Here is a 26,190-nt window from a genome sequence, read left to right as displayed (position 1 = left end):
CTCGGGTCAGCGCAGGGTCCGGTACCCGACGACGATCCGCTGGGTCGCGCTCACGCCGACGATCACCGCCCACACCACGGCGATCTCCGCCGCCCAGAAGGGCAGGATGAGCCACAGCGCGTGCACCGCGATGGTCTCGGTCGCCTCGGCGAGCCCGCCGAGGAACGACAGCGAGCGACCGTCGTCGATGCGGCGCCCGGCCCGCTCGGCGATCGACGAGAACGCCAGGAACGCGGTGCCGTTGACGTAGTAGACCAGGAGCACGAGCAGGAACGGCCACCACGGCGCTCCGCCGGCGGCCGCTCCGATGGCGACCCCTACGACGGTTGCCCCGTAGACGACGAAGTCGGCGGCGATGTCGAGGAAGCCGCCGGCGTGGGTGCCGCCCCGCGCCTCCCCTCGGGCGGCCGCTCGACGCCGCGCGAGCGTGCCGTCCAGACCGTCGACGACGCGTGAGACGAGCCAGAGCACGAGGGCCGGGATCCACAGCTGGAACGCCGCGGCCACCGCGGAGGCAAGACCCAGGACGAGTCCGGCGACGGTGAGCCGGTCGGGGGTGATGCGCGGTCTGTCGAGAAGAGCCGTGAGCGCCTCCAGCGGGCGCGCGAGGCGGGGCCTGAGGGCCGCGTCAAGCATGCTCGGCCCCCTTTCCGCTCCGATCGCCGAGGTCGGTCGCCGCCTCTTGTTCGGAACCGGCGGGAGCATCGGATGCCGCGCCCGCGGCGCGGGCACGGACGCGCCGACGTCGCTGCACGACCACTCCCACGATCGCCCCCGCGAGGGAGAGCGCGCCGAGCGCCCCGAGGGCGATCCAGAACAGCGGCCCCGCCTCGATGCCGAAGGCGCCCAGGGCGACATAGGCCGCAGTGCCGGGGATGATCCCGATCGCGGTCGCCGCGGCGTAGGCGGGGTAGGTCACCCCCGTCAGCCCGGAGGCGTAGTTCAGGGCGGTGAAGGGCACGACGGGCACGAGGCGCAGGCCCAGGATCGAGAGGAAGCCGCGTCGCTCGAACACATCGTCGATCGCGGCGGCCCGCCGTCCCATCAGCCGTGCCACCGCGTCGCGCCCGAGGAGGCGCGAGGCCCAGAAGGCCAGCGTCGCGCCCAGGAGCGCGCCGGCGTAGACCGCCAGGACGCCGACGCCGAAGCCCCACACCACGCCTGCAGCGATGCTGAGCACGCCCTTCGGCACGGGCGAGAGCGTCAGCAGCCCGTAGACGGCCGCGAAGGCGGCGAGCCCCACCCACCCGACGTCGGTGAAACGGTCGCGAAGCGCCTCAACGTCCAGCGGGGGCAGGAGCAGCCCAACCGAAACCGCCGCCGCGACGAAGACACCGAGAGAGATCAGTCGGATGATCGCACCCCGGGAAACGCTGCGGCGGCTTCGCGTGATCATGCGCCTCTCGTCGTCTGCGCTCGTCTTCGGGGATTTTTCTCGTCGATGTGGACCCGCTCACGATAGCCGAGCCCCGAACACCTGGAAGGATCGCTGCAATGAACCTCGTATCCCATCGTCGGCATCTGGCCGTCGCCGCGGTGGCGCTCTCCGCCCTCGCCCTGTCCGCCTGCTCCGCCCCGGCCGCCCCCGGCGGCACCGTACCCGACAGCTGGGAGCAGGTGCTCGCCGACGCCGAGGGGCAGACGGTGCAGCTGTGGATGTACGGCGGCGACGACCAGGGCAACGCCTACGTCGACGACATCCTCGCTCCCGCGGTCGCCGAGTACGGCGTCTCTCTCGAGCGAGTGCCCGTCACCGACACCCGGGACGCCCTGAACCGCGTCTTCACCGAGATCCAGGCCGGGCGAGACGACGGCACCGTCGACCTCATCTGGGTCAACGGCGACAACTTCCGCACCGGGAAAGAGGCCGACGCCTGGCTCTGCGGGTGGACGGATCTGCTGCCGAACATGGCGAACACCGATCCCGGGGACCCGCTGCTGCTCTCGGACTTCGGCACCGAGGTGGACGGGTGCGAGGCCCCGTGGCACAAGGCGCAGTTCACCCTCGTCTACAACGCCGACACCGTCACCGACGTCCCCACGTCGATGGCCGAGGTGCTCGCGTGGGCCGAGGCGAACCCCGGGCGCTTCACCTACCCCGCGCCGCCGGACTTCACCGGTTCGGTCTTCGTTCGCGAGGTGCTCGCGAGCGTGTCGGGAGGCGCCGACGAGGTGCCCGTCGACTTCTCGCAGGAGGCGTTCGACGATCTCACCCCGGCACTGTACGACCGGCTCGCCGAGCTCGCGCCGAGCCTCTGGCGCGCCGGCGACACCTACCCCGCGAACGAGGCCGAACTCGGCCAGCTCTTCGCCGACGGCCAGGTCGACATGATGATGACCTACGGCCCCGCGACCCTCACCGGACTGGTCGCCGACGGCACGTACCCCGCCGGCACGAAGGTGCTCGAGCTCTCCGACGGGACCGTCGGCAACGCCAGCTTCCTGGGCCTGCCCGCGAACTCCGACGCGACCGCCGGCGCCATGGTGGTCGCCAACGAGGCCCTGTCGGTGACCCAGCAGGTCGCCAAGGCCGAGCCCGAGGTCTGGGGGCAGTTCACCGTCCTCGACATCGAGGGGCTCGAACCCGGGGACCGGGCGCTGTTCGACACTCTGCCGGCCTCGCCGGTCGTACCGCCGTACGAGGTGCTGTCGCGGAACGCCCACGCCGAGCTCGCCGCCGAGTGGGTGCCCGCCATCGACGACGGGTGGCGCACGGAGGTGCTCGGCCGGTGACCCTGACCCCGCTGGTCGCCCGTCCCGCGCAGTCCGCCCGGCAACGCCGGGTGGGCGCGCTGATGGTGCTTCCGGCGGTGGCGGCGACCGTGCTCGTGGTCGGCGGGGGCCTCGGCGCGACGGTGCTGCAGAGCCTGGGGCTCCTCCCGATCGTCGGGCAGGCGGAGCTGTCGTTCCAGGCCTACACCCGCGACCCCGACGCGCTCTGGGCGGCCGTCGGCGTCTCGCTCTGGGTCGCCGGGGCCTCCACCCTCATCGCCGCCGTCGTGGGCATGACGGCGGCCGTCGTGATCGTGTCGGGCCGCTGGGGCGGACGCGTCGTCGCCGCCCTCGGCGCCGCGACGGTCACGGTTCCCCATCTCATCGGCGCCGCCGCCATCGGCCTGCTGCTCGCCGACGGCGGGATGCTGTCGCGGATGCTGGGGGTGCCGCCCGAGGCCTGGCCGGCGTTCGTGGGCGGACCCCTCTGGGCCGCCGCGATCGCCGAGTTCGCGTGGAAGGAATCCGCGTTCGTCGCGCTCGTCGTGACCGGCACGCTCGCGACGCGCATCGCGCGGTACGACGAGAGCGCCGCCCTCCTCGGGGCCGGGCGATGGCAGCGGTTCCGCCGCGTGTTCCTCCCGCTCACCGCGCCGACGCTGCTCATCTGCTCGGCCATCAGCTTCGTCTACGCCCTGGCCTCGTACGAGGTGTCGTGGCTCCTCGGCCGCACCTACCCCGAGCCCCTCCCCGTGCTCGCCGTCCGGCTGTTCCAGGGGGTGTCGCTGGACTCGCGACCGGATGCGGCGGCGGTCGCCGTCGTCACCTCGGCGATCGCCCTGGGCGTCGTCGCCGGCACGTTCGCGATCCTCCGGAGAACCGCGGTGTGGCGATGAGTGCGGGGCCGGCATCGCCCGGATCCACCCTGGTCGCCTCGCGCGGCGCCGGTCGCGTGATGCGCATCGCCACCGGCATCCTGCTCATCGTCTGGTTCGCCCTGCCCTTCCTGCCGCTCGTGCTGTGGGCGGGCGCCGACCGCTGGTCGTTCCCCTCACCGCTTCCCACCGAGTGGGGAACTCGCGGCCTTCTCGCGGCGGAGGGGTTCGGGGCTCTGCCCGCGTTCCTCACCTCCGCCGTGCTGGCGGTGACGGTCGCCGCCATCGCCACCCCGCTCGGAGCGCTGGCCGCCCGGGCGCTCACCTTCGGCAGCGTGCCGTGGCCCCGCGCCGTCGCGGCGCTGCTCCTCTCGCCGATCGCGCTGCCGCCGTTCGCCGCGGTGCTGGGGGTCAACGTCGTCCTGCTGCGCACCTACGTGCCCCCGGTCGCCGGGACGGTGCTGGTGCTCGTCGTCCTCGCCCTCCCGTACACGGCGTTCGTGATGCGGACGGCCTACGGCGCGTACGACATGTCCTACGAAGAGAACGCGCGGCTGCTCGGGGCCTCGCGCCGCGACGTGCTGCTGCGCGTCCAGGTGCCGCTGCTGGCCCCCGCGCTCGCACGCGCGGCGTTCCTGGCGTTCCTCGTGGCGTGGAGCGACTACCTGGTCACCGTCATCGTCGGCGCGGGAGAGCTGGTGACCCTGCCCCTCGTCGTCGCCGGGGCTGCGGCCGCCGTCGGAAACGACGCCGCCGTGGCCGTGATGTCGCTCGCGGCGATCCTGCCACCCATCGTCCTGCTGTTGGCGACCGTCTCGCTCGGACGGCGACGGGCGGCACCGGCCGCCGCTAGCACGTCCACCCCGGCGACCGCGCCGACCGCTGCGTCCACCCCGGAAAGGATTCCGGCATGACCGCCTCCCTCACCCTCGATGCCGTCTCCAAGCGCTTCCGCGGCGCGCGGACGACCGCCGTGTCGAACGTCACCCTCCACGTGGCGGCCGGCTCGTGCACCGCGGTGCTCGGCCCCAGCGGATCGGGCAAGAGCACGCTGCTGCGCATGGTCGCCGGGCTCGAGGCGCCCGACAGCGGAAGGGTGCTCATCGGCGGCCACGACGTGGCCGGTGTCACCGCCGAGCGCCGGGGCGTGGGGATGGTGTTCCAGAAGTCGATGCTCTTCCCCCACCTGTCGGTGCTGGACAATGTCGCCTTCTCGGCGCGGGTGCGCGGCGAGGCGAGGCGACAGGCCCGGGCGCGCGCGGCGGAGTTCCTCGAGATGGTGCAGCTGCGCGGCTTCGGGGCGAGGCGGGTCGACGAGCTCTCAGGCGGTCAGGAGCAGCGCGTGGCGATCGCCCGCGCCCTCGCCGCCGAGCCGGCGGTGCTCCTCCTCGACGAGCCGTTCAGCGCCCTCGACCCGGCGCTGCGCGCCGACATGCACACGCTCCTCGACGAGCTGCGCCTGACCGTCGGCCCCACGATCCTGCTCGTCACCCACGACCGCGACGAGGCGTCGCGGGTCGCCGACCGCATCGCGGTCCTCGACGGCGGCGAGCTGCAGCACGAGAGCGATGTCGCCGGCGCGTATCGCGCGCCGTCCTCGGTGCGGGTCGCCGAGCTCATGGGGGCGCGGAACCTCATCCCGGGCGTCGTGACCGAGGGGGTGCATCGCAGCGACCTCGGTGAGATCGCGATCGCGGATGCCGCGGTGTGCGGCCCCGCCGTGCTCGTCGTCCGGCAGGAGGACGTGCAGGTGCGGCGTCCCGCGGAGGCGTCGCCGTCGCGGCATCCGCTCGCCGGCCCCGGCGTGCCGGGGTCGCGTGCGGATGACGACGGGCGAGCGCCCCTCGCGATCGAAACCGTCGCGCCCGCACGGGCGCCGGGCCCGCGATGGACGGGGACGGTGGAGTCGGCCCGCGCCTCCGGCGCCCGCATGGACCTCACCATCCGCGTGACCCCGACCGTGCTGCTCCACGCCGAGGTCACGGCCGCCGGTGCCCCGCGGCTCGGCGAGCGCGTCGAGCTCGCCCTACCGGCCGGTGCCGCGCACGTCGTCGCGGCCTGACGCGCCTCGCGGCGCCCCCTTCGCGCTCGCGCTCGCGCCAGCACCCTCGCTTCGCCCGCTCCCCCGCGCTCCCCCGACGACATCGGCCCCGATTCGTCTCGCGGTGGGGCAGAACGTGACGGGGGACGCGCTCGCGCGCCCGCGCCACCCCGGCTCCCCCGACGACATCCGCCCCTGTTCGTCTCGCCGTGGGGCAGAACGTGACGGGGGAAGCCCCGCGCGCCCGGCTCTCGCGCGCCCGGCTCTCGCGCGCCCAGCGCCCCGCGCTACCGCGGTTCCCCCGTCGACATCCGCCCCTGTTCGTCTCATCGTGGGGCAGAACGTGACGGGGGAAGCCCCGCGCGCCCGGCTCTCGCGGGCCCGGCTCTCGCGCGCCCGGCTCTTGCGCCCCGGCTCTTGCGCTCGCGCGCCGCGCTACCCCGGCTCCCGCGCTACCCCGGCTCCCCCGACGACATCCGCCCCTGTTCGTCTCGCCGTGGGGCAGAACGTGACGGGGGAAGCGAAACGGGAGGGCGCCGAGGCGCGGCGCGAAACGTCAGGCGCCGGCGCGGCGGGTGCTGCGCACGGGCGTCAGACCCGACGGGCGTGAGACGACGGACGGCGACACGGCACCCGCGGCGCCCGCGCCGACGAGCGGCAGCACGCGACGCAGCTCGACGTTCTCGAGCGGGTCGAGCACGCTGTGCTGGACGCACGCCGGCACCAGTCGGCCGTCTTCGGGGTGCGCCATGGCGTACATGCACGACCCGAGGCGCTCCTGCGTCTCTTTCAGGACCGGATCGTCGGCGACGACGCCCTTCTCCATGAGCTCCCACGCCGGCGCCACCTGCTCGGCGTCCATGAAGTTGTGCACGACGAAGGTCTTGAACGACAGCTTCCCGCGACGGGCGGCGCGGATCATGCGGCGAAGACCGCCCGCGCGGCGGACGACCCGGCGGGCGAGCCCGATGAGGGGCGGGATGTCGCCGGGGTGCGCGAGCGCGGCGCGGGCGACCTTGATGGCGAGCACGGGCTTCGGCACATCGCCGAACACCATTCCGCCGTGGTGGGCGAGGAATCGGTCGCGGGCGGCGATGTCCTTCGGCTCCTCGGGGTCGAGCAGCGGCGCGAAGACGCCTGCCACCCGCATCCCGACGGTGGAACGGTTGCAGCGCGGGTCGCCGAACTGGGTCGCCTGCCAGGGCAACTTCTGCCCGGCGCCCTTCTCGATGCGCTCCCAGACCTTGTCGATGGTGACCTCGCCGAAGTCCTCACGCCAGCGCCGGTCGTCGCCGATGAAGGCGGCGGGCTGGAACGACATCATGTCGTACGGCATCTCCAGCACGGCGCGCGTGACCTCTTCGACCTCGTCGACGTTGGAGGGCGTGACGGTCATGTTGTGCGCGAGGTATCGGTTCACCCCGTGGTCGCGCTTGAGATCGACGAACATCCGCGCGAACTCCTCGCGGAACGGGTGGAGCTCGGCTTCGCTGCGGGGCCGCACCGCGCCGCGGCGGCCGCGCATCAGCGAGTCGAAGTGCGCCGCGAATGAGACCTTGTCGAACCGGGGCCGGCCCTCGTCGTCGAGCACCACGTCGAGGAGGTAGTCGTAGTCGAAGTCGCCGTGGGTCATCGACATGGGCTCGCGCCCCTGGGCGCGCATCGCCAGCAGGGCCGCGGCGTGATCGGCGGCCGGCAGGAGGCTCACCTCGCCCCCGATCAGCTGGGCATGGGCACGCGGGCCCCGGATGCCACGGAGATAGCGCATCTGCTCGTCGACGTTGTCGACGGTGTGCGCGCCGTCGATGCGGACCTTGTTCGCATCGGCGGAGTGGTAGCAGGGGGAGCAGGTGAGGTTGCACTTCGGGAAGACACCGTGGGTCCCCTCGCATCCCACCGCACACCGGCCCAGCAGCTGATTGTCGGTCTGCGCGTGGGGCGGGAGCTCGCGCCAGCGCTTCTCCAGCGCCGCCTTGGACTCGGGATGGATCGGGCGCGTGGCCAGTTCGAACTCGCGCAGACTCTGCCGGAAACTCATTGGTCCACCCTGCCGTGTCGTCGTCGTCGCGTTCGGCGCCACGGCGCGAGAACGCGGAGGCGGTTTGCGCCTCGAAGGTGTTTCGTCGCGACCCGCGGATCGGATCGACGCCCTGATGCTCACATCTCGCGGGTGATCGTGACCTTCACATTGAGGTGACTCTTGAACGGCCCCGCGTACACCCCCCGCAGAGGTGGCACGTCGTTGTAGTCGCGGCCGCGGCCGACGAGGACGTGCCGGTCGCCGATCTCGATGTTGTTCGTGGGGTCGAATCCGTGCCAGTCGCCGGCGAACCACTCCACCCAGGCGTGCGACTCGCCCGTGACCGCGACGCCCACCTCGGCGTCGGGTCGGGGGTGCAGGTACCCCGAGACGTACCGCGCCGGAATCCCCACCTCGCGGAGGGCCCCGAGGGTGATGTGGGTGATGTCCTGACACACGCCCTTGCGGGCGATCCAGGCATCGCTCGCGGTGGAGTGCACCCCGGTGACGCCGTGCATGTACTCCACCGCGTCGCCGACGGCGATCGAGATCGCGTGCGCCGCTTCACCGGGGTGGGTGTGCTCGGCCGCGATGGAACGGGCGAGCTCGGCGACCTCGGGGTGGGGCCTCGTGCGCGCGGTCTGGCCGAGCTGTTCGATGGTGGCCACCGACGCGGCGGCTTCGTCACCGAGATCGTGCCAGGTGAGGGGCGTATGCGCGATCGGGCGCGGCCGCACCTCCACGAGCGATCGCGCGGTGATCTGCAGCGCCGCGTGGGGCGAGAGGACGTCGAACGAGGCCACCCGGGTGCCGAAGTAGTCGACGTAGTGGTTGACGGATGTCGACGGTTCGATCTCCAGCGACGAGTTCAGGACGAATTGGCTGTCGGTCGAGCCCGGCAGCATCCGTGCCTCGTTGTAGGACGCCGAGACGTTCCCCTGGTAGGAGAACCCGGTCGAGTGCTCGATGCGGAGTCTTTTCATGAGATGGGCTCCCGCTCGCGGGAGCCCCGCACCGGTCCCTGAGCCTGTCGAAGGGTCACGAGATCTCCCCGATCCAGCTCGGCTCGGCCTGCGTGGGGAAGAACCGCGACTTGATCGCCTCGGATGCCTCGCGCGTCACCTTCTGCACGCGCTGCATGTGATGAGGGAGCTCGTTGAGGATCTCGCTGACCGGCCGGTACTCGAGGTCGTTGCGGATGCGCCCGAGCGCGCGGAGCACGGTGTTGGAGTGCCCCACGCGGTCTGCGCGGGGATCGATGGCGCTCATGCACTCCTCTGCGAGCTGGATGGAGTAGATGATCGAGCGGGGGAAGAGCCGGTCCAGCAGCAGGAACTCGGCGGCGTTCCGCGCGCTCGGCATGCCCCGGTAGGTGCGCAGGTACGCCTCATAGGCACCGCACGAGCGCAGGATGGTCGTCCAGGACGGACCGGATGCCTCGGTCAGCGACCTCGTCGCGAGCAGGCGCGCGGTCATGTCGGTGCGCTCGATGCTGCGACCGAGGGTGAAGAACTGCCAGGCCTCGTCGCGGCTGGTGGAGGAGTCGACGACGCCGACGGCGAGCGCGGCGCGCTCGCGCACCCACTGGAAGAACTCGTGCACCTTGTCGCGCTGGAGGCGTCGGGGCATCCGGGCGCTGGTGGTGTTGAGGGTCTCCCACAGCTCGGTCGAGACGATCTCACGTGCCCGGCGGGCGTTCTCGCGGGCCGCGGAGATCGAGTACGCGATGCTCGCGGGGTTCATCCGGTCGACGGCGAGACGCTGCAGCACCTCGTCCCGGCCGACGCGGCCGCCGGCGTCGGGGCCGAATGACCCCATGACGCTCAGCAGCGAGCGGCAGGCGGTGTCCTCGTCGATCCACGGGTCTTCGAGGAGCAGCTGGAGGTGCACGTCGAGGATGCGCGCGGTGCCGTCGGAGCGCTCGATGTACCGCCCGATCCAGAACAGCGATTCGGCGATGCGGCTCAGCACGCGTCATCCTTCCCCGTGGCGATCGCGCGAGAGTGCATCTGCGCTCCGAGAGCGTGGGATGCACCCGCATCCTCGGCGCCCAGATCGATTCTCGGCGGAAGAGAGGGAGACGAAACGCCCGGACCCGCCTGCTGCTGCTGCTCCTGCTGCTCGGTGCGGCTGCGCGGGCGGTCCTGCGGCGAGTGCGTCACCTCGTCCTGCTCGTCGTAGATGATCGGGATGGCGGCGGTGACCGTCGCGGCCTGGTCGGCGACGAGCCCCGCCAGACCGGCACCCTGCCCGTACTCCACGTGCGACGGCGCGGAGCCGCCGACGATCCAGGTGTCCTTGGATCCGCCGCCCTGGCTGGAGTTGACCACGAGCTGCCCTTCGGGCAACGCCACCCGGGTGAGCCCGCCGGGGAGAACCCAGACGTCCTCCCCGTCGTTGACCGCGAACGGGCGGAGGTCGGCGTGCCGCGGTCGCATCCCGTCTTCGACGAGAGTGGGAATGGTGGAGAGCATGACGACGGGCTGAGCGATCCATCCCCGCGGGTCGGCGAGAAGGCGGTGGCGGAGCGCCTCGAGCTCGCCCGGCGACGCATCCGGCCCGACGACCAGCCCCTTGCCGCCCGACCCGTCGACGGGCTTGACGACGAGCTCGTCGAGACGATCGAGCACCTCCTCGAGTGCGCCCGGGTCCTCCAGCCGCCAGGTGTCGACGTTCTTCAGGATCGGCTCCTCGGCGAGGTAGTAGCGGATCAGGTCGGGCACGTAGGTGTAGATGAGCTTGTCGTCGGCGACCCCGTTGCCCACGGCGTTGGCGATCGTGACGTTGCCCAGCCGCGCGGCGAGCATCAGCCCGGGGGCGCCGAGCATCGAGTCAGCGCGGAATTGCAGCGGGTCGAGGAAGTCGTCGTCGACGCGGCGGTAGATCACGTCGACGCGCTTGGGTCCGCGGGTCGTGCGCATGAAGACCTTGCCGCCGATGCAGAGCAGGTCGCGTCCCTCGACCAGCTCGACGCCCATCAGGCGGGCGAGGAGGGTGTGCTCGAAGTAGGCGGAGTTGTACACGCCCGGGGTCAGCACGACGACGTTCGGCTCTTCGACGCCCGGCGGGGCGGAGGCGCGCAGCGCCGCGAGGAGCTTGTTCGGGTACTCGCCGACCGGCCGCACCCGCATCGAGACGAAGAGCTCGGGGAGGGTCTGGGCCATCACGCGGCGGTTCGAGATGACGTAGGAGACGCCGGAGGGCACGCGCACGTTGTCCTCCAGGACGCGCATCTCGCCGTTCTCGTCGCGGATCAGGTCGATGCCCGACACCTGGATGCGCACCCCATTGGCGCTGTGGATGCCGGCGGCCTGGCGATAGAAGTACTGGGATGACGCGATGAGGCGTGCCGGCAGGACCCCGTCGCGCACGCAGTGCTGGTGTCCGTACGCGTCGTCGAGGAACGCCTCGAGGGCGCGGACGCGCTGCTTCACGCCCGCCTCGATGCGCGACCACTCGTCGAAGGAGATGATGCGCGGCACCGCATCGAGCGGGAAGGGCCGCTCCTCGCCGGCGAAGTCGAACGTCACGCCCTGCGCGAGATAGGAGCTCGCGAGCGACTCGGTGCGTCCGCGCAGTTCCTCCTGGGTCATTTGCGCGAGGGCCTGGTACAGCTCGCGGTAGGCCTCGCGCGACTCCGCCCCCGCCGCGCCGCCTCGCGACACCGCGAACATCTCGTCGAACGGAGCGACACCCGCGGGCGACCGGCGGGGTGTCAGTGTGGCACCGTAGCCGTCGAACAGGTCACCCATGCCCCGAGCCTAGTCCGGGCCGTGTTGCCGGAGTGTTTCGACCCGGCCGACGACCTCGCTAGGCTGACGGCACCTCGACCGGAAGGGCGCCATGCGCATCCTCGTCACCAGCTCCCGCAACACGTTCGCGCTGGATCTCATCCGCAAGCTCGGGAGCATCGGTCACACCGTCTACGCGTCCGACACCTACGGCGGCGCCGTCGGCAGCCACTCCCGGTTCGCCGCAGGACACCTGGTGACCTCGTCGCCGCGCTTCGCGACCGACGCCTTCATCTCGGAGGTGGCGGACTTCGTCAAGGCGCACGAGATCGACGTGATCATCCCGACCTTCGAGGAGGTCTTCTACCTCGCCGCGCGCCGTGACGACCTGCCCGAGGGCGTGCGCGTGCTCACCGGGACGTTCGGCGACCTCGCGCGCCTGCATGACAAGGCCAGCTTCCAGCGGCTCGCCGAGGACGCGGGAGTGCCGATCCCTGAGACGGTCGTGGTCACCAGCGACGAGGAGCTGGTGGAGACCATCGCCCGCTTCCCGCGCTACTTCGCCCGCGCGGCGTTCTCGCGCGGCGGCGTCGGACTGCTCACCAACACCGGCCCGCTCGCGGGCAAGACCCCGGTCGAGGAGTGCCACCCCACCCCCGAGCAGCCGTGGCTGGTGCAGCCCTTCGTCGACGGACCGATGGTGTGCTCCTACAGCATCATCGTCGACGGCCGTGTGACGGCCCACACGACGTACGTCGCCGCCGAGCAGTGGGCGCACAGCACCGCGATCGCCTTCCTCGCCGTCGACAGCACCGACACCCTCGCCTACGCTCAGCGCATCGTCGACGCGCTCGACCCCGGCTTCACCGGCCAGCTGTCCTTCGACTTCGTCGACCACGGCGACGGCCTCCGCATCATCGAGTGCAACCCGCGACCGACCAACGGCATCATCCTGCTGGATGCCGCCGACGTCGGCCGGGCACTCACCGGCGACGTCGACGAGCCGATCGTCGCCGAGCCCGGCACCGAGCGCGAGATCACGCTCGCGGTGGTCGCCGACTGCTTCGCCGAACCGCTCTCCCACCTGCCGACGTCGCTGCACGATCTGCTGCACGTGAAGGATGTCGGAAGCGGGTGGCACGACAGCCTCGCCATGATGTGGAGCCCGGCGACCATCGTGCACGGCGCGAAGATCCAGCACGGCGACCGCAAGGAGATCCTCGCCGCGCTCGGCGACGACATCGTCTGGAACGGCGAGCCGGTCGACGGGATGACCTCCGCCGACGCCGCCGCGCTCGACGCGGTGCACGCCGGGCGCGTCTGAGCAGACGCTCAGCGGCCGAGGAGCCCCTCTGCGCGCGACATGGCACGGAGCAGGTCGGGAAGGCGCGCGCCCGCGCCGCGCCGTGGCAGCCGGTCGAGCACGTCCGCCTCGGCGGGGAGGCGATGCTGCGCGCCGCGCACCAGCCGGCGGACGGCGTTCAGGAGCGCCACGGGGTGGGTGTCCAGCGCACTGTGGCCGTTCTGCAGGCGCACCAGGACCGCGTCCCGAGCCGTGCGGGCGGTGCGCTCGGCGATCGCGGGCGGGGTGCGGAGGTCGCGCGCGCCGCTGAGGATGACCAGCGGCCACGCGAACGCGGGCGTGAGCGCCGGCAGGTCGAAGGGCTCGCCCGCGAACGCGGGGAACCGCGGCGCGAGCGGCGCGTAGGTCGAGGCCGGGTCCAGCGGCAGGCCGTCGGGCGGCGCGCCGTAGGCGAGCTCTCGGAAGGCGATCACCCCGGCGAGGTCGAACTCGTAGACCCCGGGGATGCGGGCGATGGCGTCGCCGCGGCCGGCGTACGCCTCCAGCGCCCGCCACGTGAGGCTCGGCCCATGGCGCGTGCGCCGACGCGCCAGCGACCCCGCGAGCTCGGGCCCGACGAGCTCGTACGCGGCGCGCAGGACATCGAGCACCGGCCTCTCCCCCTCACCGCGCTCCACGAGCATCCGCACATCGGCCGAGAGCTGATCGTCCGCGTCCCAGAACAGTTCGCGCACGCGCTGCCGCTCGAGCGCGATGTCGGCCGTGGACTGCAGGGGCGAGTCCAGCAGCATCCGCTCGACCCGGTCCGGATGCCGCACACCGAACCCCGATGCCAGATAGCTGCCGTACGACGACCCGACCACGACGGCGCGGTCGATGTGCTCCCGATCGAGCACCGCGGCGAGGTCGTCGAGGACCTCAGAGATGCGCATCGCCGAGGGCGGCAGCGGCGCCCCGGCCAGATCGGTGCGCGAGAGGCCGACGCCGCGGTGCTCCACCATCACCACGTCGAGGCCGCTGCCGGCGGCGATCCGCCGGACGCTGCGGTAGGGACGGACCGAAGCCAGGCCCGGACCCCCCGGGATGATCACGACGGGCGTGGCACCGCGGGGGCCCGTGCGCACGTACGACAGGTCGAACGCGGGAGCGTCCGCGGTGCGCGCGCGGCGCAGCATCCGGATGTTCTCCCCACGGCCTCCTGCCATGGGGCTACTCTTTCGCATCCGGATGCCGCGGCGAAACGTCGTCGGTGCCGCTCTCCTCCATCGGGACCGATGGCGTTCGGGCGTCCCCGCACACCCTGCGTGCCGCGCTCGACGTAAGCGTTCGGTAATCACTCGCCCCGCGCCCGGCGGTGTGCGGCGCCGTAGGCTCGACACCGTGGCGAGGGCAGATCGCGTGGGAACGCGGAACGGATGGCTCGCCGCGGCGGCCGGCGCCGTCGCGGCGCTCGTCGGGGCGGGCCTCGGCGAGCTGTCGGCAGCCCTCATCGCCCCGTCCTCCAGTCCCTTCGCCGCCATCGGCGGCGCGCTCATCGACGCCGCTCCGCCGTGGGCGAAGGACACCGCGATCGCGTGGTTCGGCACCGCGGACAAGGTCGCTCTGCTGACCGGGATCGCCGTGGTCCTCCTCGCCGTCGCCGCCGTCACCGGCCTGCTCGAGCGACGCCGCCCACCGATCGGCGTGGCGATCGCCGTCGCCCTCGGAGTCGTCGGCGCCGTCGTCGCGCTCACCCGCGCCGACGCCGGGCCGTTGTCGTGGCTCCCCTCTCTCATCGCCGGCGCGACGATGGGCGTGACCCTCCGGATGCTGGTGCGGATGCTCCCCGCGCGGTCGGCAGGCGAGGCGCGCGCGGGCGTCTCGACCGACGATCGCACACTGGAGATGGATCGCCGGCGCTTCCTGGCTTGGACGGGCGGCGCGGCCGCGATCGGCGTCGTCGCCGTCCTCGGGGCGACGCTCGTGAGCGGCGGCAGCCGTGCGGTCGCGGCGATCCGGTCTGCGCTGCGCCTGCCGACGCCCGCGGTCGCGGCATCCCCTGTTCCTGCCGGCGCCGAGCTGGACATCGCCGGGCTCGCCGACGTCATCACCCCGAACGCGTCGTTCTACCGGATCGACACCGCGCTGGTGGTGCCGCAGGTCGACCCCGCCGACTGGTCGTTGCGGATTCACGGGATGGTCGAGAACGAGGTCACCCTGACCTGGGACGAGCTCGTCGCCCTTCCGCTCGAAGAGGGATACGCCACCATGTCGTGCGTGTCGAACGAGGTCGGCGGCACGCTCATCGGCAACGCGCTGTGGCTCGGCTACCCCCTCCGCGAGCTCCTCGCCCGGGCGCGCCCGACGGCCGATGCTGACATGGTGCTCTCGCGGTCCATCGACGGCTTCACCGCCTCGACGCCGCTGGAGACCCTCACCGACCCCGATCGATGGTCGATCCTCGCCGTCGGCATGAACGGGGAGCCCCTGCCGCTCGAGCACGGATTCCCCGTGCGGATGGTCGTGCCGGGCCTGTACGGCTACGTCTCGGCGACGAAGTGGGTCGTCGACCTCGAGGTCACCCGGTTCGACCGGGCGACCGCCTACTGGACCGATCGCGGATGGTCCGAGCGCGGCCCGGTCAAGCTGCAGTCGCGCATCGATGTGCCGCGTCCCGGCCAGGGACTGAGCGCGGGCGAAACCGTCATCGCGGGGGTCGCCTGGCAACCGCACGTCGGCGTCTCACGCGTCGAGGTGCAGGTCGACGACGGCCCCTGGGAGGACGCGACCCTTGCGACGGCCATCTCGGACGACACGTGGGTGCAGTGGAGCCTGCCGTGGCGTGCGACGGCGGGGCGCCACGTCCTTCGCTGCCGGGCGACGAACGCGCTCGGCGAGACGCAGACCTCCGAGGTCGCCGGCGTCGTGCCCGACGGCGCGACGGGCTGGCACGAGTTCCCCGTCGACGTCTTCTGACGCGGTCAGCCCGCGAGGACGAGCTTCAGCTGCTCGACGGCCCAGTCCAGCTCGGTCGCGCGGATGACGAGCGGCGGCGCGATGCGCAGCGTCTGCCCGTGCGTGTCCTTCGCCAGCACCCCGCGCGCGAGGAGCCGCTCGGCCACCTCGCGGCCGGTGCCCACGGCGGGGTCGATGTCGATCCCCGCCCACAGGCCCGCGATGCGCACCTCGGTGACACCGCGCCCGACGAGCTCGCCGAGCTTCGCCTCGAGGTGCTCGCCGAGGGCTGCGGCGCGCTTCTGGAACTCACCCGTCTGCAGCATCTCGACGACACGCGTGCCCACGGCGGCGGCCAGCGGATTGCCACCGAAGGTCGACCCGTGCTCGCCGGCGCGGATGACGCCCAGCACGTCCCGGTCGGCGACGACGGCCGAGACGGGGACGATCCCGCCTCCGAGCGCCTTTCCGAGCAGGTAGACGTCGGGCACGACCTCTTCGCGGTCGCACGCGAAGGTCGTCCCCACGCGGCCGAGCCCCGACTGGATCTCGTCGGCGATGAAGAGCACGCCCCGACGGGTACAGATCTCGCGCACCGCACGCAGGTACCCCTCGGGCGGGATGATGACCCCCGCCTCGCCCTGGATCGGCTCGATGAGCACCGCCGCGGTGTTGTCGTCGATGGCCGCTTCGATCGCCGCGGCGTCGCCGTACGGCACGTGGACGAATCCGCCGCCGTAGGGGCCGAAGTCATCGTGCGAGACCGGATCGTCGCTGAAGCCGACGATCGTGGTGGTGCGGCCGTGGAAGTTCCCGTGGGCGACGACGATCGTCGCGGCATCCGGGGCGATGCCCTTCACGCGATAGCCCCACGCGCGCGCGACCTTGATGCCCGTCTCCACCGCTTCGGCGCCGGTGTTCATCGGCAGCACGAGATCTTTCCCGCAGAGCTCGGCGAGCGCGAAGGCGAACTCGCCCAACCGGTCGCTGTGGTACGCGCGGCTGGTGAGGGTGACCCGGGCGAGCTGCTCCTGCGCGGCGGCCACGAGGGCGGGATGACCGTGCCCGAAGTTCAGCGCCGAGTAGGCCGACAATAGGTCGAGGTAGCGCTTGCCCTCGACGTCGGTGACCCACGCACCCTCGGCACGCGAGACCACGACGGGCAGCGGGTGGTAGTTGTGGGCCAGGTGCTCGTCCTCCGCGCGGATCACCCGCAGGGTCGCGGTGTCCGTCGGCAGCTCCGAGAGGCTCACGATCCCTCCGTCCCCCGGCGGAGCTCGAGCGTGCAGCACTTGATGCCGCCGCCGCCGAGCAGGAGCTCGGACAGGTCGATCATGATCGGGTTGTAGCCCCGCTCGCGCAGCTGCGCCTCGAAGCCGGTCGCCCGCGGCGAGATGATGACGTTGTAGCCGTCGCTGGCCGAGTTCAGCCCGAAGACCGCGCCGTCGTCATCCGACACCCGGATCGCGTCGGGGTAGCGCTCGGCGAGGATCGCCTGGCCGCGCTCGTCGAACGCGTGCTCGAGGTAGGCGATGTTCGCCCGCTCGACGCCGCCCGGCCCCTCGACGGGGTCGAGCACCGCGATCGCGGTGTCGAGGTGGTAGAAGCGCGGGTCGACGAGATTGAGCGACACGACCTCCTTGCCGAAGACCTCGCCGAGCTCGCGGTGGCTGTCGCCGGTCGAGCGGAAGCCGGTGCCGGCGAGGATGGTGTCGCCGACGAGCAGGAAGTCTCCCTCGCCCTCGTTGACCTCGCGGGGCACGACGACGTCGTAGCCGTTGTCGCGGAACCACTCCATGAACGCCGGGCCCTCGGGCACCCGCTCGTCGAAGCGGAACTTCGCACCGTACGCGATGCCGTCGATGAGGAAGCCGCCGTTGGCGGTGTAGACCATGTCGGGCAGACCCTCGATGGGGTCGATCAGCTCCACCTCGTGGCCGAGCGCGAGGTAGGCGTCGTAGAGCGCCTGCCACTGCCGGACGGCCTTGGCGGTGTCGGTGGGGTTCGCCGGCTCCATCCAGGGATTGATGGTGTAGCTGACGGTGAAGAACTCGGGCCGGCACATGAGGTAGCGGCGATGCTGGGCGATCCGCCCCGTGGAGCTCGCGGCGGCGGCGGTGGCCTCGACGGTCGGCGCGGTGTTCTGAGTGGACATCGGTCTCCTTGCGAAGGTGCGGCGGACGCTGTCCAGAGGCCCGGCGGGGCTTCGAAGCCGACGACCCGGGCACGCCGCGACCATTGTGCCACGGCCCCCTCGCCGCCGCCTGGGACGCCGCGCTCAGTCGGCCACGACGACGACCTTGCCGACGGTGTGCCCGGCATCCACATGCGCGATCGCTGCGCCGGCGTCACTCAGGGGGTAGGTCTTCTCGATGACGGGACGGATGACGCCGGCCGCGGTCATCCGCACGAGCTCAGCCGTCACCGGGGTCTTCGTGAACGCCGTCACCGAGCGGAAGCGCCGCGCGCGGCGGCTGAGGACGAGGGAGCGGATGAGCCGTGGAAACGGCCCCCAGAAGGGATGGCCGTCGCCGCCGACGAGAGCCACCGTGCCGCCGTCGCGGAGGCGGTCGCGGAGCACCTCGAGCGGCGGCTCGCCGGCGATGTCGACGACGGCGTCGAACGCGCCCGCGGGCAGGGAGGCGATGTCGTGGGTGCGGTAGTCGAAGGTGCGGGAGACGCCGAGGTCGCGGAGGGTGTCCTCCGCGCGTGCCCCGCAGGTCGCCCACACCTCGGCGCCACGCGCGACCGCGAGGGCGGCGGTGAGGGTGCCGACCCCGCCCCCGGCGCCGACGAGGAGCACGGTCGACCCCGCGCCGACCCGGCAGGTGTCGAGGATCGTCGCGGCGGTGTTGCCCGCGACCGGGAGGGTCGCCGCGATGACCGGGTCGAGGCCCGCGGGTAGCGCGGTCAGGCGCTCGGCCTTCACGGCCACGAATTCGGCGAGGGTCTCATCCCCCGCGCCGACGACGAGGTCGCCGACGGCGAACTCCGTCACGTCGGCGCCGAGCGCGACGACGGTGCCCGCGACATCCATCCCCCGACCCCGGGTGCGTGGGCGGCGGAGACCGAAGAACAGCCGGACGACACGCGGCTCACCGCGCATGAGGTGGATGTCACCGGAGTTCAGCGACACGGCGGCGACCTTCAGCAGCACCTCCTTGCGACCGGGGGCGGGGACAGGGATCGTTTCGGCCCGCACGACGGCGGCCGGCCCGTAGGCGTGCTGCCGCCAGGCGGCCATGGTCTGCGGGATCGTGGGGGTGGTCATGTCAGTCCTCCGGCGTATCGGGGTAGTGGAAGAGGTCGTCGAGCCGCGCATCGAAGACGCGGGCGAGCTGGAAGGCGAGTTCGAGCGTTGGGGAGTACCGTCCCTGCTCGATGGCGATGAGGGTCTGGCGGGTGACGCCGACCCGCCGGGCGACCTCGGCCTGCGTCATCCCCGCGGCTTCGCGGACGGCGCGGATGGTGTTGGTGACCTTCGTGGGGCGGACCATCACGGCAGGCCCGTCCGGTAGGCGCTGAGTCTCGCCATACCCCCGAGCGCCGCGGAGAGGAAGAACCCGAGGAACAGGGCGTTGCCGATCCAGAACCACGGCGCCTCGATCATTGAGAGGACCAGGGCGACGATGCCGCCGATCGCGAGGAAGCTCTGGCCGATCCGCTCGCCGAAACGCTCGATCTCGCGGTCGCGCTGGTCGGCGGTGTGCTCGAGCTCGGGGTCGCGCATCCGTGCGATCATGCCCCACACGATGCTGAGGACGATCGACAGGACGATGGCGCCGAGGATCGTCCACATCATCGGCCAGACCCAGGCGATGTCGCCGACCGGGGTGGTGAACAGCTGCGGCACGACGAGCGCCAGGTAGACCACGAGCCCCACCACGCTCGCGACGAGCTGGGCCCAGATCGTCCGCTCCATGTACGCCATGGCGACCTCCGATGTCAAAGATTCTTGACACTCATCGTACGGCGACGCTCTCGCCGTGTCAAGAATCTTTTACATCGCGCGCCGCGGTGCGGCGGCGACCTGCGACGGCCACGTCCCGAACTCCTGCAGAATCGGACGCGACGTGCCGATCAACCCCCTCTCGGCCCCTGCGACGCTCGATCTGCAGGAGTTGGGGACAGCCGGGACGTCGGATCGGCTCAGATGACCTCGGCCGACCAGGGGTCGGGGTTGCCGAAGCGGTGCGCGGTGATGGTCACCGACTGCTCGCGGAGGAACGGCAGCAGCTCGATCCGGCCCGCGGTCGTGACCTCGCCGGCGTAGACGGCGACGTCGGGGTCGCCCGCGAGGGCGCTCGCAAGCCCGGCGTGCGCCGCAGCGACCGAGGCCGGCGGCCCGACGAGCCGCACCCGCGCGGGGCGCGCCTCGGCGATGCGGGCCTCGAACTCCTCGTCGCTTTCGACGAAGACCGGCACGTCCTCCTCGCCAAGCACACGACGGACCCCCGCCGGCATGCCCACCGGTGCGCTGACGGTGACCTCCGACCCGGCGCGGAGCGCCGCCACGATCACGCGCAGAAGGGCCTGCCACGGGGCATCTCCGGTCGCCCGGACGGCGACACCGACGGGGCGGTAGCGAAAGAGGTTCCGCTCCACGCCCAGCTGCGAGACGTCCTTCACCCGACCGAACTCGCGGTCCCACGAGATCGCATCCGACAGGGCGCCACGACGGAGCCACTCGAAGGCCTGGTAGTCCAGCGTCGGCTGCGCGGCTTCGATGAGCGTTGTGATGCGCGAGTCGAGCCCGCGCAGGTGCAGCGTCGCCGACGGCGCCGCCCCGGTCGAGGGCCGCCACGATCCCAGCCCGACGAGGTAGTTCGGTCCTCCCGCCTTGGCGCCCGCCCCCACCGACGAGCGCTTCCAGCCGCCGAACGGCTGCCTCTGCACGATGGCGCCGGTGATGCCGCGGTTGACGTAGAGGTTCCCCGCCTCGACGCGGTCGAGCCAGAGGGCGAGGTCGTCGGGGTTCTGGGTGTAGAGCCCCGCGGTCAGGCCGTAGTCGACGGCGTTCTGCAGCTCGATGGCCTTGGCAAGTGAGGAGGCGTGCATGACGCCGAGCACGGGTCCGAAGAACTCCTCGCGGTGGAACCGCGACCCGGGCTTCACCCCGGTGCGGATGCCTGGCCGCCAGAGCCGCCCCGCGTACTCTTCGGGCCCGTCGAGCGCCCGCGGCGCGACGAGCCACTTCTCCCCCTCGTCCAGGGTGGTGAAGGCCCAGTCGAGCTTGCCCCGGGGGGTCTCGATGACAGGCCCGACCTCGGCGAGCGGGTCGGTCGGTGGCGCGACGCGCAGCGACGTGGTGGCGTCGACGAGCTGCCGCAGGAAGCGCTGCGAGCGGGCCACCGGCCCGACGAGGATCGCCAGCGAAGCCGCTGAGCACTTCTGACCGGCGTGCCCGAAGGCGCTCTTGACGACGTCGGATGCCGCGAGGTCGAGGTCGGCCGAGGGCATGACGATCATCGCGTTCTTGCCGCTGGTCTCGGCCAGGAGCGGCAGATCGGGCCGCCAGGAGCGGAAGAGGGCGGCGGTGTCCCACGACCCCGTGAGGATGACGTGGTCCACGCCGTCATGCGAGATGAGGCGCTGCCCGAGCTCGCCCTCCTCGATGTCGACGAGGGCCAGCACGTCGCGGGGCACGCCCGCCTCCCACAGCGCCTCGGCGACGACGGCCGCGCAGCGGCGCGCCTGCGGCGCGGGCTTGAAGACCACGCCCGATCCGGCGGCGAGCGCGGCAAGCACCCCGCCCGCGGGGATCGCCACGGGGAAGTTCCACGGCGGCGTGACGACGGTGAGCCGTGCCGGCACGAACACTGCGCCGCTGACCCGGTCGAGTTCGCGGGCGGTCGCGGCGTAATAGTGGGCGAAGTCGACCGCCTCGCTGACTTCGACGTCGGCCTCGGCGAAGACCTTGCCGGTCTCGGATGCGGCGACCTCGATGAGCTCGGCGCGACGCGCCTCGAGCGCCCGGCCCGCGGCGGCGAGGATCTCGGACCGATCGGCGGCGGCGCGCGACCCCCAGTGCTCGGCCGCCGCACGCACCCGGTCGATCACGGCGTCGACCTGCCCGGCGTCGTCGAGGCGCGCCGCGGCGATCGTGTCGACACCCGCCTGCGATGCGGCCACGCGTGCGAGGATCTCGCGCGCCCAGACGCGGTTCGCCGGCAGGGCGGGGTCGGAGTCGGGTGCGTTGGCGAATCCGGGCGCGCCGAGCGCGGCGGGTCCCGACTCGCGCGACGCATACACCGCGGTCTCGACGATCTCCTGACCGCCGAAGAGGATGCCGCCGACCTCCGGCGCGATCGGCATGGTGTCGCCGGGATCGGCCGACGCCGATCGGGCGATCCCCAGCACCTCGCGGGTCAGCCCGTCGCCTTCGGCGTCGGGGCCTGGTCGCAGGAGCATGCCCTCGGATGCCGCCGCGGACCGCATGCCGTCGACAGCACCTCGCGACGCGGCATCCGTCCTGTCCTGCGTCCGATTCGGGCCGGTCGGCAGCTCCGGGTCGCTCGCCCGCTCCACCGAGGCGAGGAAACGATCGCGCTCGCGCGCGAACAGGGCCGGGTCGTCGGCGAGGTCGAACGCGGCGGAGAGGAAGTTCTCGCTCGAGGCGTTCTCCTCCAGGCGGCGGACGAGATAGCTGATGGCGACGTCGAACTCGTCGGGGGCGACGACGGGCACGTAGAGCAGCACCGGCCCGACCTCGCGCGAGACCGCGTCGACCTGACCCTGCGCCATTCCGAGGAGCATCTCGAACTCGACCCGGTCCCGCACCCCGCGCTCGCCGGCGAGCAGCCACGCGTAGGCGATGTCGAAGAGGTTGTGCCCGGCGACGCCCACCCGCACGGCGGCGGCGTTCTCGGTGCGCAGCGCCTCGTCGAGGCATCGCAGGTAGTTGGCGTCGCTGTCGAGCTTCGAGCTGTAGGTCGCCAGCTCCCAGCCGTGCATCACCGCATCCACCCGCTCCATCGCGAGGTTCGCGCCCTTCACCAGGCGCACCTTGATGCCCGCGCCTCCCCCGCGCACGCGCGCCCGCGCCCACGCCGTCAGCTCGCGCAGGGCCGGAAGCGCATCGGGAAGGTACGCCTGCAGCACGATCCCCGCGTCGAGGCCCGACAGGCGCGGATCCTCGAGGATGCGGGTGAACACCGCGATGGTGAGGTCGAGGTCGCGGTACTCCTCCATGTCGAGGTTGATGAACGTGCCGTCCGACGCCGCCGACAGGTAGAGGGGCATGAGACGGTCGACGACCTTGTCGACCACCTCGTCGAAGGCCCACATCGAGATGTGGCTCGCGATCGCCGACACCTTCACCGAGACGTAGTCGACGTCCGGGCGGCGTATGAGGTCGTGGATGCCGTCGAGGCGGCGGAGAGCCTCGTCCTCGCCGAGGACGGCCTCACCCAGCAGGTTCAGGTTCAGCCGCGCTCCGGCGGCACGGAGCTCGGCGATGGCGGGGCCGAGCTTCTTGGGCCGGGCGTCGACGATGAGGTGGCGCACCATCTCGCGCAGCGCGCGGCGAGCGAGGGGAACCACCGGCGTCGGCAGCACCGGGGCGACCGCGCCGCCGATCTGAACGGCACCGCGCAGGTACCACGGCAGGAAGTCCGGAACCAGCGGGGCGACCCGATGGAGCTGGGATGCCGCGGCACCGAGGCTCTCGGGACGCATGACGCCGTCGACGAACCCGATCGTGAAGGGCAGGCCGTTCGGGTCCTTCAGAACTCCCGCAAGGCGGGCGGCGGAGGGGTCGACGTCGACCTGGGCGCTCTCGGTGATCCACCGCTGCGCCAGCTGCACGGCCCCCTCGGCGAGGTCCTCGCCGGAGGTTCCGAGGTCGGTGTCTCCCCGAAAGGGGTCGGTCACCATGCGTCAAGACTAGGGCCCGTCACGCCCGCGGCCCGATCTCGGCGCACTTCTGCTTACCATTGTCGTTGCGCGAGTCGTGATGTCAGCAGGCGGGCCCTCGCGCGAGGAAAGGGGCCCCCGATGAACACCACACCGACGACGTCGTCCGAGAGCCTCTGGGACCCCGACGAACGCCTGCGTCTTCGGGAGTGCTCGGCCGAACCCCTGGCCACTCCCGGTCGCATCCAGTCCTTCGGCACCCTGCTGGCCGTCGATGCGCAGACGGACACGGTCGTGGTCGCCAGCGACGACGCCGCCGACGCCCTCGGGCGTCCGATCGCCGAGATCGGCGACGACCGGCTGCGCGATGCGTACGCGCACGGCGTCGCCATCGATCCGATCCGGGTGGGTTTCAACGGAGTGGAGCACGACGCGATCGTGCACCGCGACAGCGACCCGGTCATCATCGAGCTCGAACCGACCGTTCCCGATCTCGAGTACGTGCGCACCGGCGTCGTCACCGCCATTCAGCGCCTCGCGGGGATCACCGACGCCACCGAGCTGCGGCGTCGCGCGGCCGCCGAGATCAAGGCCATCACCGGCTTCGACCGGGTGATGTGCTACGACTTCTTCGACGACGGCCACGGCGAGATCGTCGCCGACGAGCGCGAACCCGACATGGAGCCCTACCTGGGGCTGCACTTCCCGGCATCCGACATCCCGCCGCAGGCGCGCGCCCTCTATCTGGAGAAGCGGTCGCGCGCGATCGTCGACACCCACGACGGCGGCAAGGCGCTCGTGACCCTTCTGCCCGAGCTCGGCCCGCTCGATCTCACGACCACTGAGCTGCGCGCCGTCTCTCCGCACCACCTGCAGTTCATGAGGAACATGGGCCAGGCCGCGACGGTCTCGTTCGCCCTCGTCGCCGGCGATCAGCTCGTGGGCATGTTCACCTGCGCGCACCGCACGGTGCGGCGGGTGCCGATCCTGCTGCGGCGGTCGCTGGAGGTGCTGGCCAGCCAGGTCACGATGCAGCTCACCGCCGCCCGGCAGATCGACGAGCTCCGCCGCCAGCTGACCGCCCGCGAGCGTCGCTCGGCGGTCGTGGCGCCGCTGTACGGCGCCCTCGACGTGCACGCGGCCCTTCTCGACGGACCGAAGACCGTGCTCGACGCCGTGCCGGCCGACGGTGCCTACCTGCGCCTGGGCGGTGTGGCCCGCGCCATCGGCGACGTGCCCGAGCCCGAGCTCCTCGGTGCGGTGATCGACGATCTCGGCACCGCCCCGTTCTGCTCCGAGTCGCTGCCCATCGATCACCCCGAGCTCGCCGTCGAGATCCCCGGCGTGGCCGGACTTCTCAGCGTCTCGCTCGGGGCGGAGGGCGACTGCCTGGTGTTCGTCCGCGGAGAGGTGACACGAGAGGTGGAGTGGCTCGGCGATCAGACCGCCGACAACCGCGACCACCCGCTGTCGCCGCGTCGGTCGTTCTCGGCGTGGAAGGAGAGCGTCACGGGGCGGAGCCTCCCCTGGGGCGATCTGATCAAGGATGCCGAGGAGCTGGCGCTCGATATCCGGGCGGCGATGGACCGGCGCAACGAGGCCGAACTCGCCGAACTCGCCTTCCACGACCCGCTCACCGGCCTGAACAACCGGCGCTTCCTCGATGACCGACTGGACGAGCTCCTCCGCGAGACGGAGTCGGGCGTGGCGATGATCTTCGTCGATCTCGACGACTTCAAGTCCGTCAACGACACCCACGGGCACGAGGTCGGGGACGCGGTGCTCGTGGCTGTCAGCAAGCGCCTCACCCACAGCGCCCGCGCCGAGGACGTCGTCGTCCGGTTCGGCGGCGACGAGTTCCTCCTCATCTGCCGCGAGGTGGACGTCGCGGCAGCGCACGCGATCGCCGAACGGGCTCTCCTCGCCCTGACCGAGCCGGTCGTCGTCGAGGACCTCACGATCAGCGTCACGGGATCGGCTGGTGTGGTCGCGGCCTCCGAGCGGCCGACGGCCTCGGAGCTCCTCGAGGCGGCGGATGCGGCGATGTACCGCGCGAAGCGGTCGGGTCGCGGGCGCGTCTCGCGCTGAGGCTCCGCCTGCGCTCAGCCGGGTTCGGGCAGCAGGCGCAGGCCGCCGGGCGAATTGGCCGAGTCCACGAGGTCCTGCAACCAGGCCTTGTTGATCTCGGGCATCGGCCCGTCGTATTCGAAGCGGAGCGTGATCGCCGGCGAGAGCCACAGCGCCTGTCGCCGCTTGGTGTCGTCGTCGATGACCGCCAGCGACGTGCTCTCGCGCCGGCGGAGCTTGGCCACGATCACGAGCTCGAGGTGTGCGAGCGTGCGGTCGTCGATCGGAACGGCGACCGAAGGCGCGCCATAGTGCAAGGTACCCATCGTTGTCGATCCTACGTTCGTCCGCGGACGGTCCCGTACGCTGGAGGGATGGCCATCGTGAACCGACTCACCGTCGACGGGCGTGACTACTTCCTTCCCGACCCGGTCACGGAACTGAAGGGGAAGATCCTCGACGCGATCAAGGCCGGCGGCGGCTACGTGAACATCCCGCCGCTGCGCGGGGGTCCGGGCATCGACATCCTGTTCTCCCCGGGCATGCCCGTCACCTGGACGCAGATCGAGGTGCCCTCCGACCACGGCGCCGGCCCGGCTCACGATGAGGCCGAGATCGTGATCGACGACTACAGCGGCATCTGACTCGACAGA

22 protein-coding genes are annotated in these 26,190 nt (G+C 71.9%); 8 read left to right on the top strand and 14 right to left on the bottom strand.

Annotation, left to right across the window (positions count from 1 at the left end; genetic code table 11):
- Window positions 1-6: 6 nt before the first annotated feature.
- Both T9R20_RS03005 and T9R20_RS03000 read right to left on the bottom strand, forming a co-directional pair.
- A complete protein-coding gene (locus T9R20_RS03005) occupies window positions 7-636 on the bottom strand; it encodes a CDP-alcohol phosphatidyltransferase family protein (protein ID WP_322411083.1) in 630 nt (209 codons plus the stop codon).
- Window positions 629-1,396, bottom strand: a complete 768-nt coding sequence (locus tag T9R20_RS03000) for a TVP38/TMEM64 family protein (RefSeq protein ID WP_322411082.1) — start codon at window positions 1,394-1,396, stop codon at window positions 629-631. Before T9R20_RS03000 ends, T9R20_RS03005 begins: the two co-directional genes overlap by 8 nt.
- Window positions 1,397-1,494: 98 nt before the next feature.
- Here T9R20_RS03000 and T9R20_RS02995 point away from each other — a divergent pair, with 98 nt between their 5' ends.
- Genes T9R20_RS02995 through T9R20_RS02980 form a run of 4 tightly spaced genes read left to right on the top strand, consistent with a single transcriptional unit; the run spans window position 1,495 to window position 5,649 of the window.
- Window positions 1,495-2,733 carry an ABC transporter substrate-binding protein gene (locus tag T9R20_RS02995; protein ID WP_322411081.1) on the top strand — a complete coding sequence of 413 codons (1,239 nt, stop codon included), beginning with the start codon at window positions 1,495-1,497 and terminating at the stop codon, window positions 2,731-2,733.
- Complete coding sequence (locus T9R20_RS02990) at window positions 2,730-3,608, top strand: ABC transporter permease (RefSeq protein WP_322411080.1); 879 nt, start codon at window positions 2,730-2,732, stop codon at window positions 3,606-3,608. Before T9R20_RS02995 ends, T9R20_RS02990 begins: the two co-directional genes overlap by 4 nt.
- Window positions 3,605-4,501, top strand: a complete 897-nt coding sequence (locus tag T9R20_RS02985) for an ABC transporter permease (RefSeq protein ID WP_322411079.1) — start codon at window positions 3,605-3,607, stop codon at window positions 4,499-4,501. Before T9R20_RS02990 ends, T9R20_RS02985 begins: the two co-directional genes overlap by 4 nt.
- Window positions 4,498-5,649 (top strand): ABC transporter ATP-binding protein, encoded by a 1,152-nt coding sequence (locus tag T9R20_RS02980; RefSeq protein ID WP_322411078.1) that lies wholly within the window; start codon window positions 4,498-4,500, stop codon window positions 5,647-5,649. Before T9R20_RS02985 ends, T9R20_RS02980 begins: the two co-directional genes overlap by 4 nt.
- Window positions 5,650-6,184: 535 nt before the next feature.
- Here T9R20_RS02980 and T9R20_RS02975 read toward each other — a convergent pair.
- The 4 genes from T9R20_RS02975 to T9R20_RS02960 form a co-directional block, all read right to left on the bottom strand.
- Entirely contained in the window at window positions 6,185-7,666 is a 1,482-nt protein-coding gene (locus T9R20_RS02975) for a hypothetical protein (protein WP_322411077.1), read from the bottom strand.
- Between the two features lie 119 nt (window positions 7,667-7,785).
- Window positions 7,786-8,631, bottom strand: coding sequence for a transglutaminase family protein (locus T9R20_RS02970; RefSeq protein WP_322411076.1), 846 nt, complete (start codon window positions 8,629-8,631; stop codon window positions 7,786-7,788).
- A 55-nt stretch (window positions 8,632-8,686) separates the two neighbouring features.
- The gene (locus tag T9R20_RS02965; RefSeq protein ID WP_322411075.1) at window positions 8,687-9,619 is read right to left on the bottom strand and encodes an alpha-E domain-containing protein; all 933 of its coding nucleotides are present in this window, start codon (window positions 9,617-9,619) and stop codon (window positions 8,687-8,689) included.
- Window positions 9,613-11,400: a circularly permuted type 2 ATP-grasp protein gene (locus T9R20_RS02960; protein WP_322411074.1), complete on the bottom strand. Its 1,788-nt coding sequence runs from the start codon at window positions 11,398-11,400 to the stop codon at window positions 9,613-9,615. The genes T9R20_RS02965 and T9R20_RS02960 overlap by 7 nt, the downstream gene beginning before the upstream one ends.
- Before the next feature lie 91 nt (window positions 11,401-11,491).
- Here T9R20_RS02960 and T9R20_RS02955 point away from each other — a divergent pair, with 91 nt between their 5' ends.
- Window positions 11,492-12,703 carry a carbamoyl-phosphate synthase large subunit gene (locus T9R20_RS02955; protein ID WP_322411073.1) on the top strand — a complete coding sequence of 404 codons (1,212 nt, stop codon included), beginning with the start codon at window positions 11,492-11,494 and terminating at the stop codon, window positions 12,701-12,703.
- 8 nt (window positions 12,704-12,711) lie between these two features.
- Here the strand turns inward: T9R20_RS02955 and T9R20_RS02950 are convergent, their stop codons facing one another.
- On the bottom strand, window positions 12,712-13,887 hold the full coding sequence (locus tag T9R20_RS02950) for an alpha/beta hydrolase (protein ID WP_322411072.1): 1,176 nt from the start codon (window positions 13,885-13,887) through the stop codon (window positions 12,712-12,714).
- Window positions 13,888-14,062: 175 nt separating this feature from the next.
- Between T9R20_RS02950 and T9R20_RS02945 the strand changes: the two genes are divergently transcribed.
- Window positions 14,063-15,637: a molybdopterin-dependent oxidoreductase gene (locus T9R20_RS02945; RefSeq protein WP_322411071.1), complete on the top strand. Its 1,575-nt coding sequence runs from the start codon at window positions 14,063-14,065 to the stop codon at window positions 15,635-15,637.
- Window positions 15,638-15,642: 5 nt separating this feature from the next.
- Here the strand turns inward: T9R20_RS02945 and rocD are convergent, their stop codons facing one another.
- From rocD to T9R20_RS02915, 6 genes are all read right to left on the bottom strand, one after another.
- Window positions 15,643-16,869, bottom strand: coding sequence for an ornithine--oxo-acid transaminase (gene rocD / locus T9R20_RS02940; RefSeq protein WP_322411070.1), 1,227 nt, complete (start codon window positions 16,867-16,869; stop codon window positions 15,643-15,645).
- Window positions 16,866-17,771: a dimethylargininase gene (gene ddaH / locus T9R20_RS02935; protein ID WP_416182933.1), complete on the bottom strand. Its 906-nt coding sequence runs from the start codon at window positions 17,769-17,771 to the stop codon at window positions 16,866-16,868. Before ddaH ends, rocD begins: the two co-directional genes overlap by 4 nt.
- 123 nt (window positions 17,772-17,894) lie before the next feature.
- A complete protein-coding gene (locus T9R20_RS02930; RefSeq protein ID WP_322411069.1) occupies window positions 17,895-18,887 on the bottom strand; it encodes an NAD(P)-dependent alcohol dehydrogenase in 993 nt (330 codons plus the stop codon).
- Between the two features lies 1 nt (window position 18,888).
- Complete coding sequence (locus T9R20_RS02925) at window positions 18,889-19,113, bottom strand: helix-turn-helix transcriptional regulator (protein WP_322411068.1); 225 nt, start codon at window positions 19,111-19,113, stop codon at window positions 18,889-18,891.
- Window positions 19,113-19,565, bottom strand: coding sequence for a hypothetical protein (locus T9R20_RS02920; RefSeq protein WP_322411067.1), 453 nt, complete (start codon window positions 19,563-19,565; stop codon window positions 19,113-19,115). The genes T9R20_RS02925 and T9R20_RS02920 overlap by 1 nt, the downstream gene beginning before the upstream one ends.
- A gap of 200 nt (window positions 19,566-19,765) precedes the next feature.
- A complete protein-coding gene (locus T9R20_RS02915; RefSeq protein WP_322411066.1) occupies window positions 19,766-23,491 on the bottom strand; it encodes a bifunctional proline dehydrogenase/L-glutamate gamma-semialdehyde dehydrogenase in 3,726 nt (1,241 codons plus the stop codon).
- Between the two features lie 120 nt (window positions 23,492-23,611).
- Here T9R20_RS02915 and T9R20_RS02910 point away from each other — a divergent pair, with 120 nt between their 5' ends.
- Entirely contained in the window at window positions 23,612-25,558 is a 1,947-nt protein-coding gene (locus tag T9R20_RS02910) for a diguanylate cyclase domain-containing protein (RefSeq protein ID WP_322411065.1), read from the top strand.
- A 14-nt stretch (window positions 25,559-25,572) separates the two neighbouring features.
- Here the strand turns inward: T9R20_RS02910 and T9R20_RS02905 are convergent, their stop codons facing one another.
- Entirely contained in the window at window positions 25,573-25,863 is a 291-nt protein-coding gene (locus T9R20_RS02905) for a hypothetical protein (protein WP_322411064.1), read from the bottom strand.
- A gap of 48 nt (window positions 25,864-25,911) precedes the next feature.
- Here T9R20_RS02905 and T9R20_RS02900 point away from each other — a divergent pair, with 48 nt between their 5' ends.
- Window positions 25,912-26,181 carry a hypothetical protein gene (locus tag T9R20_RS02900; RefSeq protein ID WP_322411063.1) on the top strand — a complete coding sequence of 90 codons (270 nt, stop codon included), beginning with the start codon at window positions 25,912-25,914 and terminating at the stop codon, window positions 26,179-26,181.
- The last annotated feature ends 9 nt before the right edge of the window (window positions 26,182-26,190 follow it).

The sequence above is a fragment of the Microbacterium invictum genome (assembly GCF_034421375.1).
Classification (GTDB): Bacteria; Actinomycetota; Actinomycetes; order Actinomycetales; family Microbacteriaceae; genus Microbacterium; species Microbacterium invictum_A.
The sequence above is the reverse complement of the archived record's forward strand: the minus strand, read 5'-3'. Positions and strand labels throughout refer to the sequence as shown.